Below are 16379 nucleotides of genomic sequence, written 5' to 3'. Positions count from 1 at the left end.
TGCCTTTACCAGTCCCGCTGTTGTGGAAGATCAGTTGCAGGAGGTACAGCAACAGGGACAATGTTGTGCAGTGAAGGTGCACCATTGCGCCGCAACGGGTGGCGCAATGGGTTTCCTGGGGGCTGATGGTGATGCATCGGCCGGCGCGATTTCTTCTGGAGAGAGTCAATATGCCAATCAGCGAATGTTGCAACATCGGCGTGGTTTGCTGCGAAGCGAATGCATCCATTCCCCAGATTGCACAGTTGATGCGCAAGCATCATGTCGGCGATGTCGTGGTGATCCGGCACGAAGGCAGTGCCCGCATCCCGGTGGGCATAGTGACTGACCGGGACATCGTCATAGAAACGGTCGCCGAACAAATCGACATGGACTTGCTGACCGCCGGCGATATCATGAGCAGTCCGTTAATTACGGTGCATGAAAACGAAAGCTTTGCCGAATCATTGCGCCTGATGCGCCATCATAGAATCCGTCGCTTGCCGATCGTTGACGAGAAAGGCGTGTTGTATGGCATTGTCACTGCCGACGACATAAGCCATTTGCTGACCCTCGAACTCTCCATGCTCACGACCACCATGACGGAACAACCCGCGGCTGAGAGACAGGCGCGCCGCTAGGTGACACGCCTTGCGAAACCATGCAGTGCCCAATGAAAGATGGACTTTGCGCTGGATCATGCCCAACGGGTTGTGCTGCAATAGTATGAATCATGCTTTTTACCCAGATGGAGGTTAGCATGGCTGGAAACCTGTCACGTTTTGATCCATTCAGGGCCATGGCCCGTTTCGATCCTATGCAGGAAATCGAAGATCTTTTCAAGGAAAACCGCTGGATGCCAAGTGCCCGTCGGTTCGGCGGCGAATCCATGCTGAAGATGGATGTCAGCGAAACCGAACAAGCCTATACCGTCAGGGCCGAAATTCCCGGCGTATCCAAGGAAGACATCAAGGTGGCAATCGAAGGCAGCAATGTATCGATCAGCGCCGAGGTCAAGAAGGAGCATGAAGAGAAACAGGGTGAAAATCTGATTTGCAGCGAGCGCTATTACGGCCAGCAATCGCGCCATTTTTCACTGCCGCAGGATGTCGATGAAACCAAGGCTGAAGCCAAGTATCACGATGGTGTGCTTGAACTGGTCTTGCCTAAAAAGACTGGTACAGGCCGCAAGCAAATTTCTATTCAATAAATTGCTTTGCCGCAGCGCAGCCTGCGCTGTCATGCATGGCCCGGCGCGATGCCGGGCCATTGTTATTTATGCCTGGGACAAATGATTAAGACACAAAATAGTTGCCTCAAGGATAAAATTCACTGCATTTCGTCTTATTCTCGCGCCTATGTACCGCGCTTGTTTGTTTAAACAGCAAACAATGTTCCCCTTGTATTGCCTGTGCGCTATTATTTAACTATTCAGTCGCAATTTATCCTATTACCTGATGCAGCTTATTAAACGAGTAACCCAACTGGCGAAAGACCGGGCGCTGATCAAGTTTACAGCCATGGTGCGCGCAATGGTTGCAGATGCCGAGTCCGTCATGCAGCAGGAACTGGCTGATGGTCGTCTCGGTGCGGATCAGCGCGTATTGCGTTCTGCCCTCGACGCTCTTCAATATGAAGGCAATCGGATTGTTGTCAGCATGGATGCGCGGTTTCGGGACAGCGTGGATCGGGGCGTACGCACCATGTATACCGACTTGCGCCAGGGATTGCTCGGTATGTCGGCGAATTCCCTTTCCCTGATCGATGATGAGACTGTCAACCGACAGCTGGAAGTAGGTCACCTGGTGCAACGGCTGCGTGATGCCTGCGACGAGAATCTTGGCCGCCTGAACATCATGATTGCACAAATGCATGGAGATGCCGATGTGCATGAACGCGAAAATCCCTTCCGGCCTTACCTGATCGCCCGTGCCTTGCATGAGACCTTGAAAGAAAGGATGGCTGACGAGGAACTGAGCAAAATATTGTTTTCACGGCTGTCCGATTCACTGGCGGCGCGCCTGTCGGAATACTATGCATCGATTTGCGAAGTATTCGATGCGAACGGTATCCAGGCCCGACTGCTGGCGCGGCCCACGAAGCTCAAGAAGCATCAGCGCGACCAATTGGCGCAGCAGCTTGCAGCACTCAATTCGCCCGTGGGTGCAGGCAATGCGGTGGCCGTAACGGGATTTCCTGCAGAACCGGGAATCAATCCACGCATCTTGCCCGCCCTGCAGCGCCTGTTCGAAACGCTCGGTACCGGTAACGAGCGCAATGTCGGCACGACAGCGGACGGCCAGGCAAGCGCACCGGCAAGAACGGCGACAACACAAACACGACAGCTGCAGGCCGAGGATTTCCAGGATTATATCTGGAAGATGTTCAATCAGCCTGCGCCGACTGCCGAGAGCGCCGGCGGTGATAACAAACAGGGATTGCTTGCGCCGGCAACAGCTGAAGTGCTACAGGCGATCGCCCGCTTTCAACAACAAGCTGTTGAAGCCAGCGGGGCTGCGGAGTCTTCATCGGACGAGAGCAACCAATTGTTTGGCCTTGGCGAACGATTGGCGCTGCCCGAGCAGGCGCATGGTGAACGCATGGCCATCGATGTGGTGGCCGTCTTGTTTGCCTTTTTACTGGAAGACGAACAAATCCCGGCAATTGTGCGCGCCAGAATTGCACGATTGCAAATTCCATTTCTGAAAGCGGCATTGCTGGAGCCGCAGATGCTGCAGGAGACTGACCATCCGGCGCGTCAATTCTTAAACAAGATTGCCTCGGCCGCAGTAGGGCTGGATCCGGAATCGGCAGTCGCGAAGCGCCTCGATGAAGAAATCGCTCGCCTGGTAAAACGGATATTGCAGGACTTTGGCCAGGATATGGCAATCTTTAGTGATTGTCTTGGGGACTTGGAGCATTTTCTTGCTGAGCAGCTGGCCCAAGTCGATGCCGAGACTTCGCGCAGCATCGCTGCAGCCGAGGACGCCGAAAGTTTTAGCGCCAACCTGCGTCATACCGTGGATTCACTGCAAGAAATCACGGCTCCGATGGAAGTCGACCAGCGCGTCAAGGACTTCATCGAACAAATCTGGGCGCGCGTACTTGTGCGTGCTGCAGCCCAGGGTGCCGCAGGCAGCGGCGCAGGACTTGCCGGGCAATACCAGGAGGTACTGCCGGAACTGGTCTGGAGCGCACAGGAAAAAGCGACACCGGAGGATCGGACTGCCTTGATGCGCTTGTTGCCCGGCCTGATCAAGCGGCTGCGTATCGGCATGCTGATGATCCACATGCCGGAAGATGAATGCAAGGCTGCCCTGGATCGCCTGGTGCCGGTGCATACCCAGGTTTTGCGCCTTGGTAGCGGCAGTACCTATGCAGGCGCTGCTGCCGGGGCCCTGCCAAGCCTGGATGCGCTGCGCCGGGAATTTTCCCGCCTCGTGACAAGCGACGACAGCTCGACCTGGATTTTGGGCGATCCGCTGCAGATCGAGACGGAAGTGCTAGAAAACGCACTGGCCAATCGTGGGGCTGACGCGGAACTGTCGCTGGCGCGTCCTTCTGCCTATGGCTCGGCACCTTCGGCCGAATTGCTGTCGCAGTTGCAGGTCGGCACTTGCGTCGAATGCCGTGCCGGCGACATGTCGGTGCCTGCGCGCCTGGTATGGGTAAGCAAGTCGCATTCGCTCTTCATCTTCAAGCTGGACCAGCAATCCAAGCCGCTGGTCTACTCGGCTTCTGCATTATTGCAGGCATTGCAGAGTGGCAAAGTCGGCCTGATCGAGTACGCGCCAGCGTTCGACCGCGCGGTCGATGCGCTGATGATGGGCGCCGACGCGGTGCAATCGGCGCGTTCCTAGCCAAAGCCGCTTTAAAATCGCCCGCCGCGGAAATCTTCCACAGCCTGGAAAATTTCTTCATTGGTATTCATCACGAACGGACCATACTGCGCGATCGGCTCGCCCAGGGGCTGCCCGGCAATCAGCAATGCGCGGGCATCGCCTTCAGACTGCAGCACCACACCATCGGCATCATCCTGGTTGCGCAGTATTGCCATGCGTTGTGCGGGCACGCTCGTGTCGCCGATCTTCAGGCTGCCGCGATACACGTACACAAAGGCATTGTGCTGCGCTGGAAGTTCCTGGGCAAAGCCGGCTGGTCCATTGAAATGCAGGTCCAGGTACAGCGGCTGGGTCGCATCGCGCTGCATTGCGCCGGCAATGCCATGGCTCGTACCTGCAATTACGCGCGCCATGACGTTGTCTTGCGTGGTGAATTCGGGGATGTCTTCATGCTGGAAATCGCGATACCACGGCGCCGTCATCTTGTCGCGCGCAGGCAGGTTCAGCCAGAGCTGAAAGCCTTCCATGACGCCGTCTTCCTGCTCCGGCAGTTCGGAGTGGATGACACCGCGCCCGGCTGTCATCCACTGCACGCCGCCGTTGGAAAGCAGGCCTTCGTGGCCGGCACTGTCGCGGTGGCGCATGCGTCCGGCGATCATGTACGTGACTGTCTCGAATCCGCGATGCGGGTGGTCGGGGAATCCGCCGATATAATCCTCCGGCCGGTCAGTGCCGAAGGCATCGAGCATCAAGTAAGGATCCAGGCGCCGTTGCAGGTTTTGCGTCAGGACCCGGGTAAGCTTGACGCCTGCGCCATCGGATGTCGCCATGCCGGCGACCAGGCGCTCAACCGCGCGCGGGTGCAGGACCGCTTCTGCTTGCAGCTTCGGGATACTCGTGACTGTCATGGCTCTCTCCTAAAGTATATCGGCGGCACCTGGCGCGTAGTTCAGGCCGCGACGATCTGCCCGATTTCCGTGCGGGCCGCCGCCAGTGCTTTCTGTTCGCCTTCCGGACCCATTGCGAAACCTTCCGCATATACGAACTGGATATCGGTCATGCCGAGAAAACCCAGCACTGTCTTCAGATAAGGGACTTGCGAATCGCTCGGGGTGTTGCGGTACTGGCCGCCACGGGTCAATGCGATATACACTTTTTTACCCTTCAACAATCCTTCCGGGCCGTTTTCAGTGTACTGGAAAGTCACGCGTGCCCGGGCAATGGCATCGATCCAGTTTTTCAGCTGGGCGGTCACGCCGAAGTTGTACATCGGGACGCCAAGCACGACGGCGTCGGCTGCCTGGATCTCGGCAATCAGCGCATCGTCCAGGGCCACGCGCGCGGCCTGTTCTGCCGTGCGCTGTTCTGCTGCAGTGAACAAGGCTTGCAAGGCATTTTCATCCAGGGCGGGATGTGGAGTGCGGGCAAGGTCGCGCACCGTGTGCGTGGCGCCAGGCGCCAATGACTTGAGACGTTCGACAATTTCCGTTGCCAGACGGGTAGATTGGGAATTATCGGCACGGGCGCTGGAATTGATTTGCAGAATGTTCATGAGTGACTCCATATAAGGGTAAACAATGACTACATTCTATTTATCCCAAATGAATAGCGGAAGACTGTAAAATGGATAAGATTGTTTCACTGATGGGATAATATAAGTCATGCAACTTCATGCCAACGATCTTTTGCTGTTTGCCCAGGTGGTGGAAGAGGGGAGTTTCAGCCGCGCTGCCAGCCGCCTCGGATTGCCCAAGTCGACGCTATCCCGGCGGATTGTTGCGCTCGAAACGGATCTCGGTGAACGCCTGTTGTTGCGTACCACCCGCAAGCTGACGCTGACGGACTTCGGTCACGCCGTCCTTGAACATGCCCGCCAGATCACGGCGGAAGTAGCCGCCGCGGGGGCGCTGGCGCAACAGCGCCAGGTAGAGCCAAGCGGGCGCTTGCGCGTTTCGATGCCTGGCGATCTTGCCAATGTCGCGCTGGTGCCGCTACTGGCCGCCTTTGCCGCAAAATATCCGGCAATCGATCTTGAGATAGACCTGTCGCCGCGGCGGGTCGACCTTATCGGGGAAAATTTTGACCTGGCCATCCGCATGGGTGAGCTGCAGGACGATGTATCCCTGGCGGCCCGGCGCATCGCGGTATTTTCAGCCGGCCTTTATGCTTCGCCTGCGTATATGGCGCGCAATGGCACGCCGCCGGAACCCGAGGCGCTCATGGAGCATGACACCTTGCGATTACTTGGCCGCAACGGCGAACCGCTGGCCTGGGTATTGAGCCGGGGCGAACAGCGCTGGCAAGGCATTCCGCCTGGCCGCGCCACGGCGAATTCACCGGATCTGCTGATCCGCCTGGCATGTGCCGGCGCCGGCATCGCGGTGGTGCCCGACCATTACGCGCAAGCGTATGTGGAACGAGGCGAGCTGATGCGCGTACTGGCCGACTGGAAGACCCCCAGTACCAGCGCCTGGGCGGTATTCCCGGGGCGGCGCCTGATGCCGGCACGAACCCGGGTTTTGATCGACATGCTGGTGGCAGAATTTTCCAGCCCGGAGTGCCAGGACAAGGCGTTGCGGGCAGCGGCAATCTCCTTCAACCCATGATGTGATAGCCGCCGTCGATGTATTCGATGTTGCCCGTCAGCGCACGTGCGCCATCGCTGACCAGGAAAGCGGCGACATTGCCGCAATCCTCGATTGACGCGAGCTGGTGTTGCGGCGCCATTTCTCGGGCCCGGTCCAGCAACTCGTCGAAACGGTCCAGGCCCGACGCCGCACGGGTTTTCAGCGGTCCGGGTGAGAGCGCATGGACGCGGATCTGCTTGTTGCCGAGTTCCGCTGCCATGTAGCGCACGCTGCTCTCCAGCGCTGCCTTGACAGGCCCCATCAGGTTGTAGTGTTCCACCACTTTTTCCGAACCATAGAAGGAAACTGTCAGCAGGCAGCCGCCGTCTTTCATCAGTGGCTCGGCCATGCGCGCCATGCGGATGAAGGAGTGGCAGGAAACGTCCATCGCCATGGCGAATCCCGCCTGCGAGCTGTCTACCAGGCGGCTGTGCAAGTCTTCACGTGGCGCATAGGCGATCGAGTGCAGCAGAAAATCCAGGCGGCCCCAGCGCTGCTCGATTTCGGCGAAGACGGCTTCGAGCTGGCCTGGTTCGCGCACGTCGCAGGGCAGGATCAGCGGACTGTCGAGCGCTTCGGCGAGAGGGCGCACATGCGGCTCGGCCTTGGCGTTGACATAGGTTACGGCCAATTCGGCGCCGGCTTCATGGAAAGCCTGGGCGCAGCCATAGGCAATGCTCTGGTTGTTGGCAATCCCGACGACCAGGCCCTTTTTTCCTGCGAGAGATTTCATTGACGTCCTAAAGGTTGTGGTGAATACGCATTATGACAATTGAATTGCCAATATATAATACCGGCCATAGCGGCTTGCGCACGCATGCCTCCCAAAAATTCTGGAACCCACCATGCTGGATGCCGATGCCAGGAAGTTGCTCGATTTAATCAACAGCAAGCATGTACCTCCCTATGAGGCGATGCCGCCCGTGGCCGCGCGTGCATTTTTCAAGGCAGGCGCCTTTACTTCGCAACCGCCGGCGCCGCAGCTGGCGCGGGTCGAAAACCTGCTGGCCGAAGGGCCGGCGGGCACGATCCCGGTGCGGCATTACCGGCCCTTGCCTGCGCTGGCAGGCACGTCGCTGCCGGTTCTGGTGTTTTTTCATGGCGGAGGCTTTACCCTGGGCGATATCGACACCCACGATGTGCTGTGTCGCCAGCTATGCGACCAGGCTGGAATCGCCGTCGTGTCCGTGGACTACCGGCTGGGCCCGGAACACAAATTTCCGGCGGCGCATGTCGACTGTTTCGCCGCCTTGCAATGGGTCGTTGCACAAGCGGACAGGCTCGGTATCAATCCTGCGCGCATCGCGGTTGGCGGAGACAGTGCCGGCGGCAATATTGCGGCTGCCTGTGCACTCATGGCGCGCGACAGTGGCGGGCCAAGTCTGGCGTTCCAGTTGCTGATTTACCCGGCAACGGATTTCCGGTGTATCGCGCCTTCCCACAAGCGCAATGGCGAAGACTATCTGTTGACCAGTACCCTGATCGAGTATTTTTGTGCCTGTTATCTTAACAGTCCGGCAGACAGGCTGGACTGGCGGCTGTCGCCGGTGCTCGCTGCCAGCCATGCCAAGTTGCCGCCGGCACTGATACTCACTGCCGGTTACGACCCGCTGGTCGATGAGGGCAGGGAATACGCGGAGCGCTTGCAGCTGGCGGGCGTGCAGTCGGAACATGTCTGTTATGAAGGCCAATTGCACGGTTTTATCACGATGGGGCGCTTCATTGCGCAGGCCAATGAAGCTGTGGCGCTATGCGCGGATCGCCTGCGCACGCTGCATGATGATACGGATCGCATGCCGGCAAGCCATGCCGCGTAAGCTGGATGAGCCGGGCGCGCGAATAATTTCAAAGGCAACACATAATGTCGGAACAATCCAAGTCTCGCTTAAGTGCACTGACGATCGCGGCTATCGGCATCGTCTACGGCGATATCGGCACCAGTCCGCTGTATACAATGAAAGAGGTCTTTTCCAGCGAGCATGGTATTCCGCTAACTCAGGATAACTTGTTCGGGGTAGTTTCCCTGATCGTTTGGGGACTGGTGTTTATCGTCTCGCTAAAATATGTTTCTCTGGTTCTGCGTGCGAATAACCGGGGCGAAGGTGGCATCATGGCCTTGTTGGCGCTGGCACTTTCATCGGTGACGCAGCACTCGCGCTGGTACTTTCCCGTGATGCTTGCCGGCCTGATCGGTGCATCGCTGTTCTATGGCGACAGTGTGATTACGCCTGCGATTTCAGTGCTCTCGGCGATTGAAGGACTGGAAGTGGCCACTCCCACTTTCAAGACTTATGTGGTGCCCATTACGGTAACGATCCTGGTGGCTTTATACATGGTCCAAAGCAAGGGGACGGCGGGTATCGGTAAATGGTTCGGACCCATCATGCTGGTCTGGTTCCTTGCTTTGGGCGGGATGGGGTTGGCCAATATTATAGAGACGCCGGCGATTCTCGCAGCCCTTAATCCCTTGCATGCGATGAGTTTTTTGCTCAGCAAGGGCTGGCTTGCCTTCGTCGCGCTCGGGGCGATCGTGCTGGCCTTTACCGGTGCGGAAGCGCTGTATGCCGACATGGGGCACTTCGGAAAGAAACCGGTGCGTCTGGCCTGGTTCGCTTTCGTATTTCCCGCGCTTGCATTGAATTACCTCGGTCAGGGCGCGCTGTTACTCGCGCATCCTGACGCCGTGAGTAATCCGTTTTACCAGCAACTCGGCCCCTGGAGCATCTATCCCCTGGTGATTCTGGCGACCGTAGCCACTGTGATTGCTTCGCAAGCGACGATTTCGGGGACATTTTCGGTCACCCACCAGGCAATTTCCCTCGGTTTTTTGCCGCGCATGCGCGTCCTTTACACCTCCGAACGTGAAATGGGCCAGATTTACATCCCATTGGCCAATTGGCTGCAATTGGTTGTGGTCGTTTTGGCCGTGATCGGTTTCGGCTCGTCCTCGAAGCTTGCAGCGGCCTATGGGATCGCAGTCACCGGCACCATGCTCATGACGACCATCCTGACCTTCTTTGTCATTCGCCATAAATGGCAATACAACCTGTTGTTGTGCTGGGCCGCGACCGGTTTCTTTTTCATTATCGATATTACGCTGCTGTCTGCGAATGTCCTGAAGATCGTGCATGGCGGCTGGTTCCCCATCCTGCTTGGCCTGGTCATGGTCACCATCATGCTGACCTGGAAAGACGGCCGCGACCTGGTGTATGAAAATCTCAAGAAGCACCTGATTCCGATCGAGGATTTCCTGCAATCGCTATTTGTCAGTCCGCCGGTGCGAGTAGAAGGCACGGCAGTGTTTTTCCGGGCTGAAGGTGACGGTGTGCCGCATGCGATGTTGCATAACCTGTTGCATAACAAGGTACTGCACGAACGGACTATTTTTCTGACCGTGCGCAACGAGGATATTCCGTACGTGGCTGAATCTGATCGTGTGAAGGTGCAGCCGCTGGACCATGAGTGCTATCAGGTCGACGTTCATTACGGCTTCAAGGATGACCGTGATATCCCGCACGCCTTGCAACTGTGTGCCGGACAAGGACTGGAGATCGAGATGATGGGCACTTCCTTCTTCATTGCGCGCCAGAACGTCATCCCCCGGGTAGGTAGCACAATCGGCCGCAACATGGCGAATTGGCGCGAAGCCTTGTATGCAACCATGTCCCGCAACGCCCGCGATGCAGCCGATTACTACCGGGTGCCAAGCAATCGCGTGATCGAACTGGGTACGCAGGTTGAAATCTGACGAATGTTGTTTTTCTTTCTGTGAGTGCACAAATTTAACGTTTTCAATTGTGCCTGACTAGTATTGCCAGAAAAGCTGAGTATAATTTTCTGCATGGACAGACTTGAAGCTTTCAGAAGCATTGCCGAGCAAGCGAGCCGGGGAGACATGGTTTTCCCGACCAATGTCAATGCATCGCTCAAAATTCAGCAGGCCTTGAACGATCCGGATTGCCACATGGAGCTGGCGGCCAAGCTGGTCATGGCCGAGCCGCTGCTGGCCGCGCGTACGGTGGCAATTGCCAATTCCGTGGCCTACAACCGTTCCGGCAGTGACATCACCAATGTGCGTACGGCAGTCATGCGGCTTGGTTTTCGCACGCTGCAGTCGCTCGTGGCGGCAGTCGTGGTGCGCCAGATCGGCAGCAAGATTGCCGATCCTGTGCTGCGTGCCAAGGTGGCCGTGCTCTGGGAACATACCGCGCATGTGGCGGCGCTGGCGCATGTAATTGCACGCAAGGTGACGCGTGTTGACCCCGATACCGCCATGTTTGCCGGCATCGTCCACGAAGTCGGCGGCTTTTACCTGCTTTCCCGTGCCGAGGATTTCCCCGGCCTGCTCGACGGCGATCCCGAATCCTGGGCGGAATACGGTGAAAAGATCATTGGCCGCGGCGTCCTGAAAAAACTGGCGGTCCCGGACCCCGTTGCGCAGGCCGTCGAATCGCTCTGGTATGGCTACCGCGCCATGCCGCCCGAAACACTGGGCGACACCCTCATGCTTGCCAACGACCTGGCACCGGTGGCTTCGCCACTTTTCCAGGCGGCGGGCGCCACCACGGAAACCGTGGCGTCGACCATTGATTTCGTCGTGGGCGAAGGCACATTGTCGAGCATCCTTGAGGAATCCGATGAAGAGGTCAAGGCGCTCACTGCGGCACTGATGTTCTAGACTGTCCGTTTCCCGCCTTTCCGGTTTCTTGCGGCTTGCAGGTTGTACAATAGCGCGATGACCAATACCCGAGCACGCGTGGGTGCTCACCGCAATGGAAATAGCCTTACTTTTTGGATTGATCATCCTGAATGGCGTTTTTGCCATGTCAGAGATCGCTCTCGTGACTGCCCGCAAGATCCGGCTGCAAAAACTTGCTGACGCAGGTGACGGCGCTGCGCAAGCGGCCTTGGAGCTGGGCGAGGATCCAAACAAGTTCCTGTCGACCGTACAGATTGGCATTACCTCCATCGGTGTCTTGAACGGTATTGTCGGTGAGGCAACGCTCGCCAAGCCCTTCAGCGTGTGGCTGGAAACGCTGGGCATGCCAATCGCCGCATCCGAATATTTCGCCACCGCCCTGGTGGTGGTAACCATTACCTATTTTTCCATTGTCCTGGGCGAGCTGGTCCCCAAGCGGCTCGGGCAAATTGCCCCAGAGGCCATCGCGCGCCTGGTAGCGCGCCCCATGGTTTTGCTGGCTGCCATTGCCAAGCCTTTCGTCAAGCTGCTGTCGGGCTCGACCCAGCTCGTGTTGCGCACGTTCGGCATCAAGGATTCAGGCCGCCAGGCAATGACCGAAGAGGAGTTGCACCTGATGCTGGAAGAAGGCTCGGACGCGGGCATCATTGAACACCACGAGCACCAGATGGTGCGCAATGTATTCCGCCTGGACGACCGCCAGATCGCGTCGCTGATGGTGCCGCGCAGCGAAGTCGTGTATTTCGATGCGGACGACAGCCTCGAAGAAAACCTGATGCGCTTCGAGAATTCGCAGCATTCCCGGTTTCCGGTGGTGCGTGGCGGCTGGAACACTATTCTCGGCGTGGCCAATGCCCGCCAGATGCTGGCAGCGACGCTGCGCGGCGAAAAACCCAATCTGGTCGACAACCTGAAACCGGCAGTCTTCGTGCCGGAATCGCTGACCGGCATGGGCTTGCTGGAAGAATTCCGCAATTCCGGCGTGCAGCTGGCGTTTATCGTCGATGAATACGGCGAAGTGCAGGGCATCGTCACGCTGCAGGATGTGATGGAAGCGATCACGGGTGAATTCAAGACGCACCATGCGGAAGACGCCTGGGCGGTGCAGCGTGAAGATGGTTCCCTGCTGCTGGATGGCCTGATCCCGATTCCCGAATTGAAGGACCGCCTGGACCTGTCAGCCGTGCCGGAGGAGGACCGCGGTCGTTACAATACCCTGAGCGGCATGCTGACGCTCCTGCTGGGCAAGCTGCCGCAGACGACCGATACTTGCGAATGGGAGAACTGGACTTTCGAAGTGGTTGATATCGATGGCATGCGGATCGACAAGGTATTGGCGACGAAAAAGCCATCTCTGGAAGAAGAGGGCGCAACCTCCGACGAATAAGCGGATTGCGCATGTCATCCCGGCCGGGAGAATTCGGCCGATAATGACTTCAATCAATAAGTCATATTCCTGACTCCTTATCATGTAGGCGGGTGCCGGTCTGTCCGGCACCCGCGGCCAGTAGTGGCTGCGCTGGTTAAATCCCTGGCTGAATGCCAGCTCGCGCCGACATGCTCATCATTTTCTGTTCCTGCGGTTTATTCTTGAGGCGCTGGCGCCTGAGACGCTCTGTTTGCCGAGTGGCGAATGTCTTACTGATTGCATTGTTGCCGCCAATTTCCGCGCTGGCGCAGCCAGGACTGCAAGCTGCAGCGCCGGACCAAGGCTGGGCCATGTACAACAAGAACTATGACGGACAGCGCTTTTCCGGCCTGGGAGAAATCACGAGCCGCAATGTCCACGGCATGAAAGAAATTTGCCGCATCAAGATTGCCCGGGGCGGCTCGTTTCATACCGGTCCGCTGGTCGTCGATGGGGTCATGTACGTCACCACGCCGCGCTCGACCATCGCACTTGATGCGCGCACCTGCGCCTTGCGCTGGCGTTCACTGTACCAGCCCGAACAGGACGAGGTATGGGCAGCCAACCGCGGCGTCGCCTATCTCGACGGCAGGCTGTACCGTGGCACTGCCGATGGCCGCATCCTGGCGCTGGATGCCAAAACCGGCCAGGTGCTTTGGAAAACTGTGGGCGGCGATCCCGCCAGGGGCGAGTTCTTTTCATCCGCGCCGATCGCCTGGGGCAAGCTGCTCTACATCGGCATCGCCGGCGGCGACTGGGGAATTCGCGGACGCATGATGGCGTTTGACCTCGCCAGCGGACGCGAGGCCTGGCGCTTCAACACGGTGCCGCTGCCGCACGAGCCCGGGGCAGACACCTGGCAAGTGCCGGCCACGGCGGAGTCTGGCGGCGGCGGCACCTGGGGTTCCTATGCGCTCGACCCTGCACGTGGCGAAGTTTTCGTGCCCGTGGCGAACCCGGCGCCGGACTTCGCCCCGCATGTGCGTCCCGGCGCCAACCTCTACACCAATTCCGTCGTAGTGCTCGATGCCGCCAGCGGCAAGCTCAAATGGTGGTACCAGCTCGCCCCCAATGACGGCCACGATTACGGCATCGGCGCCGGCCCGACGCTCTACCGGCGCAACGACGGCAAGGAAGCCGTGGCGCTGGCAGCCAAGGACGGCTTTGTCTATGTGGTCGACCGCGCGACACAACGGCTGCTGTTCAGGACAGCGACTACCACGATCGAGAATGCGGGATTGGCGCCGACGCCCGAAGGCCGGCGCTTCTGCCCCGGCGTCTATGGCGGCAGCGAATGGAATGGCGCGGCATTCGACCAGAAACGCAATGCGCTTTACGTCGGTGCCGTCGACTGGTGCTCTGTCATCAAATCGGGCACGCCGCAGTACAAGGCTGGCCGCCTGTTCATGGGTGGCAGTTATACCCAGGTGACGGAGCCGCGAGGCTGGGTAACGTCCATCGATGCCGGAAGCGGCAAGGTGAACTGGCGGTATCAGGCAGTGGCGCCGGTCGTGGCAGGCATTACGCCGACTGCCGGTGGCGTGCTGCTGACGGGCGACCTCGCCGGTAATTTCCTGGCGCTCGACAGCACGAACGGCAAACTGTTGTACCAGATGCAGACGGGCGGCGCGATCGCCGGCGGGGTGGTGACCTATGCGGTTGCCGGAAAGCAGTATGTGGCGACCACTTCCGGCAATGTGTCCCGGCTAACCTTCGGTGGGCTAGGGTCGCCGAGCATCATTGTGCTCGGCTTGCCCGAGACGCCCGAAAGGCCGCCGCTGCAAATCGATATCAGCCGCGATGAACCAGAAGTCCGCCTGAAAATCGAAGACAAGGGCGGGGCTCCAGGCGGCATGCGCGCCAAGCTCGCGGCATGGAAAGATGCCCTGTTTGCCCGGGTTGAACAGTGGAGCGGCGGCAGCAACCGGCAAGCCGGCGCCGTTGCACACGGCAAGCAATTGTTTGCGCAGAATTGCGCAGGCTGTCATGGCGCGCAGGGCGGTGGACTGGGGGGGCCAAGCCTGCTGAACTGGAATGCGCGGATGACGCCGGAAAAAACCATGGCACTGATCAAGAATCCAAAATCGCCCATGCCGCGCCTGTATCCCTCGATACTTTCGGAAAGCGATGTAGCTGATATCACCACTTATCTGCACACGCTATAGCACCGGGTTCAGCAAGGCCAGGAAACCCTGTCAAGAAGTCATTGCAAGGCGTTGCCGGCATCCCGGCGGCGCAACTGTTGCCGCTGGCCCGTTACGAGATCCAGTTCCTGATATACGACGGCGTTTGTGAAACTCGCGCCTGTGTTTTGGCATGCGACAGCCAGGGCATGTTCAGGGTCGGGATGCCAATAGTCGAATAGCCAGGCCACACGCAATTGCGCCGGGAGGCTGTGGTCTTCCACGCGGAGGGTCGCCGGATCCAGCGTGATTTTTTGCAGCGGCGCCGACATTCCCAACCCGGTCGCCTTGATATAGGCTTCCTTCAGAGTCCATAGCGTAAAGAAGGCTTGCGACCTTGTTGCGTCCTCCTGGCTTTCAAGCCAGGCAATTTCCGCCGCCGAAAAAACCGTGCGCGCCATCCCTGCCATCTCCGGAAGTGGACGGATGCGCTCGACATCGATTCCGCACGTCCGGCTGTGCGTCACGATGCATGCCACCATGCCTCCTGTGTGGCTGAGGTTAAAGTGCAGCGGCGATGCGGAAAATTGTCCGGCCAGGTGGGGCTTGCCGTTGCGGTCCGTTGCCATTTGCACCTGTTGCGGGGGGCAGGCAAGGTGATGCCCCAGGCACAGGCGCAGTAGCGCGTGTGCCGCAAGATAATGTGTGCGGTCATGCTCGAAATGAAATCGCTGACTGCGTTGTTGCTCTTCCGCGCTCAGTAGAGGAAAGCAGATTTGCCTCAATTCTTCCGGCGGCAAGGATTCCGGCCATAGCAGCCAAACCTCGACTTCCTGCTGCAGGCAGTGGTTCATCGAAATCAATCCGGTGTCAGCGCTCGAACGATGATATTCAGCATGGCCGGGTAATGCTGTTGTAAAAAGAAGTGATCCCCGGGGAACATGTGACGCTTGAAGCGCCCGGTGGTACAACTCGCCCATGCATCGAGGTTTTCAATCGGCACACCCGGGTCGGCTATGCCGCCAAACACGGACACCGGTATATCGATGGGGTCTCTCTCTGCATACGGCCAGGTTTCCAGGACCTGGAAATCAGCTCGTATGATTGGCAACATCATGTCCATCAATTCGCGATGGTCGAGAATTTCTGCCGGTGTGCCATTGAAGTCGCGCATGGCGGCAATGAATTCGGCTTCCGGAAGTGCGTGTATGTCCGCCCTGCGCGATGGCAGTTGAGGCGCGCTGCGCCCGGAAAGGAATAGCTGCCGTGGCGCCGGCCGATGCGCTGCAATCAGGCGGCGGGACAATTCATGCGCCACCGTGGCACCCATGCTGTGGCCGAACATGGCGTAGGGTCGGTCAAGCTGGCCAATGATGCCTGATTCAATATCGTCGAGCAATGTCGCCATGCTGGTGCAGGGTGCTTCGCGCATGCGCGTGGCACGGCCCGGATACTGCACCGCGACCAGTTCGATATCGGCTGGCAGTGCGGTCGGCCACTGGTGGTAGACGGTAGCGGAACCGCCTGCATACGGAAAACAGAAAAGACGCATGCGGGGCGCGGCAACCGCGCGCGGACGCAGAAATCGGCCAGCGGTCTGATTATCCACAGGAAGGGCAGGGCTCATAGGTGCTTGGCATTCCGGTCGGGCACATGGGGCAAACAGCGTCCGGCACGGTGAAGGCTATTGGTATTGCGGCA

General features: G+C 58.6%; 14 protein-coding genes. 9 read left to right on the top strand and 5 right to left on the bottom strand.

Features of this window, described 5'->3' with window-relative positions; all coding sequences use genetic code 11:
* Positions 1–170 precede the first annotated feature (170 nt).
* From EKL02_RS10430 to EKL02_RS10420, 3 genes are all read left to right on the top strand, one after another.
* Positions 171–620 carry a CBS domain-containing protein gene (locus EKL02_RS10430; protein ID WP_128901987.1) on the top strand — a complete coding sequence of 150 codons (450 nt, stop codon included), beginning with the start codon at positions 171–173 and terminating at the stop codon, positions 618–620.
* 119 nt (positions 621–739) lie between these two features.
* Complete coding sequence (locus tag EKL02_RS10425; protein WP_128901986.1) at positions 740–1189, top strand: Hsp20/alpha crystallin family protein; 450 nt, start codon at positions 740–742, stop codon at positions 1187–1189.
* Positions 1190–1436: 247 nt separating this feature from the next.
* Entirely contained in the window at positions 1437–3839 is a 2403-nt protein-coding gene (locus EKL02_RS10420; RefSeq protein ID WP_128901985.1) for a DUF1631 family protein, read from the top strand.
* Between the two features lie 11 nt (positions 3840–3850).
* On the opposite strand, the gene EKL02_RS10415 is transcribed toward EKL02_RS10420, so the two are convergent.
* Positions 3851–4729 (bottom strand): pirin family protein, encoded by an 879-nt coding sequence (locus tag EKL02_RS10415; RefSeq protein ID WP_128901984.1) that lies wholly within the window; start codon positions 4727–4729, stop codon positions 3851–3853.
* Positions 4730–4770: 41 nt separating this feature from the next.
* Positions 4771–5373, bottom strand: a complete 603-nt coding sequence (locus tag EKL02_RS10410; RefSeq protein WP_128901983.1) for an NAD(P)H-dependent oxidoreductase — start codon at positions 5371–5373, stop codon at positions 4771–4773.
* Positions 5374–5482: 109 nt separating this feature from the next.
* Here EKL02_RS10410 and EKL02_RS10405 point away from each other — a divergent pair, with 109 nt between their 5' ends.
* Positions 5483–6427, top strand: a complete 945-nt coding sequence (locus EKL02_RS10405; RefSeq protein WP_128901982.1) for a LysR family transcriptional regulator — start codon at positions 5483–5485, stop codon at positions 6425–6427.
* Here the strand turns inward: EKL02_RS10405 and fabI are convergent.
* Positions 6417–7181 carry an enoyl-ACP reductase FabI gene (gene fabI, locus EKL02_RS10400; RefSeq protein WP_128901981.1) on the bottom strand — a complete coding sequence of 255 codons (765 nt, stop codon included), beginning with the start codon at positions 7179–7181 and terminating at the stop codon, positions 6417–6419. The genes EKL02_RS10405 and fabI overlap by 11 nt on opposite strands.
* A 112-nt stretch (positions 7182–7293) precedes the next feature.
* Between fabI and EKL02_RS10395 the strand changes: the two genes are divergently transcribed.
* From EKL02_RS10395 to EKL02_RS10375, 5 genes are all read left to right on the top strand, one after another.
* Complete coding sequence (locus tag EKL02_RS10395; protein WP_128901980.1) at positions 7294–8265, top strand: alpha/beta hydrolase; 972 nt, start codon at positions 7294–7296, stop codon at positions 8263–8265.
* Between the two features lie 44 nt (positions 8266–8309).
* Positions 8310–10196: a potassium transporter Kup gene (locus EKL02_RS10390; RefSeq protein ID WP_128901979.1), complete on the top strand. Its 1887-nt coding sequence runs from the start codon at positions 8310–8312 to the stop codon at positions 10194–10196.
* A 93-nt stretch (positions 10197–10289) separates the two neighbouring features.
* Positions 10290–11126: an HDOD domain-containing protein gene (locus EKL02_RS10385; RefSeq protein WP_128901978.1), complete on the top strand. Its 837-nt coding sequence runs from the start codon at positions 10290–10292 to the stop codon at positions 11124–11126.
* Positions 11127–11220: 94 nt separating this feature from the next.
* Entirely contained in the window at positions 11221–12534 is a 1314-nt protein-coding gene (locus EKL02_RS10380) for a hemolysin family protein (RefSeq protein WP_128901977.1), read from the top strand.
* A 239-nt stretch (positions 12535–12773) separates the two neighbouring features.
* Positions 12774–14720, top strand: a complete 1947-nt coding sequence (locus EKL02_RS10375) for a PQQ-binding-like beta-propeller repeat protein (protein ID WP_164932010.1) — start codon at positions 12774–12776, stop codon at positions 14718–14720.
* A gap of 38 nt (positions 14721–14758) precedes the next feature.
* On the opposite strand, the gene EKL02_RS10370 is transcribed toward EKL02_RS10375, so the two are convergent.
* A complete protein-coding gene (locus EKL02_RS10370) occupies positions 14759–15649 on the bottom strand; it encodes a 4'-phosphopantetheinyl transferase superfamily protein (protein ID WP_241687865.1) in 891 nt (296 codons plus the stop codon).
* Positions 15538–16287 (bottom strand): alpha/beta fold hydrolase, encoded by a 750-nt coding sequence (locus EKL02_RS18575; protein ID WP_164932009.1) that lies wholly within the window; start codon positions 16285–16287, stop codon positions 15538–15540. The genes EKL02_RS10370 and EKL02_RS18575 overlap by 112 nt, the downstream gene beginning before the upstream one ends.
* Positions 16288–16379 lie beyond the last annotated feature (92 nt).

It is taken from the genome of Janthinobacterium sp. 17J80-10, assembly GCF_004114795.1.
In the GTDB taxonomy this organism is placed as follows: domain Bacteria; phylum Pseudomonadota; class Gammaproteobacteria; order Burkholderiales; family Burkholderiaceae_D; genus Paucimonas.
This window is presented reverse-complemented; position numbering and strand designations above follow the sequence as displayed.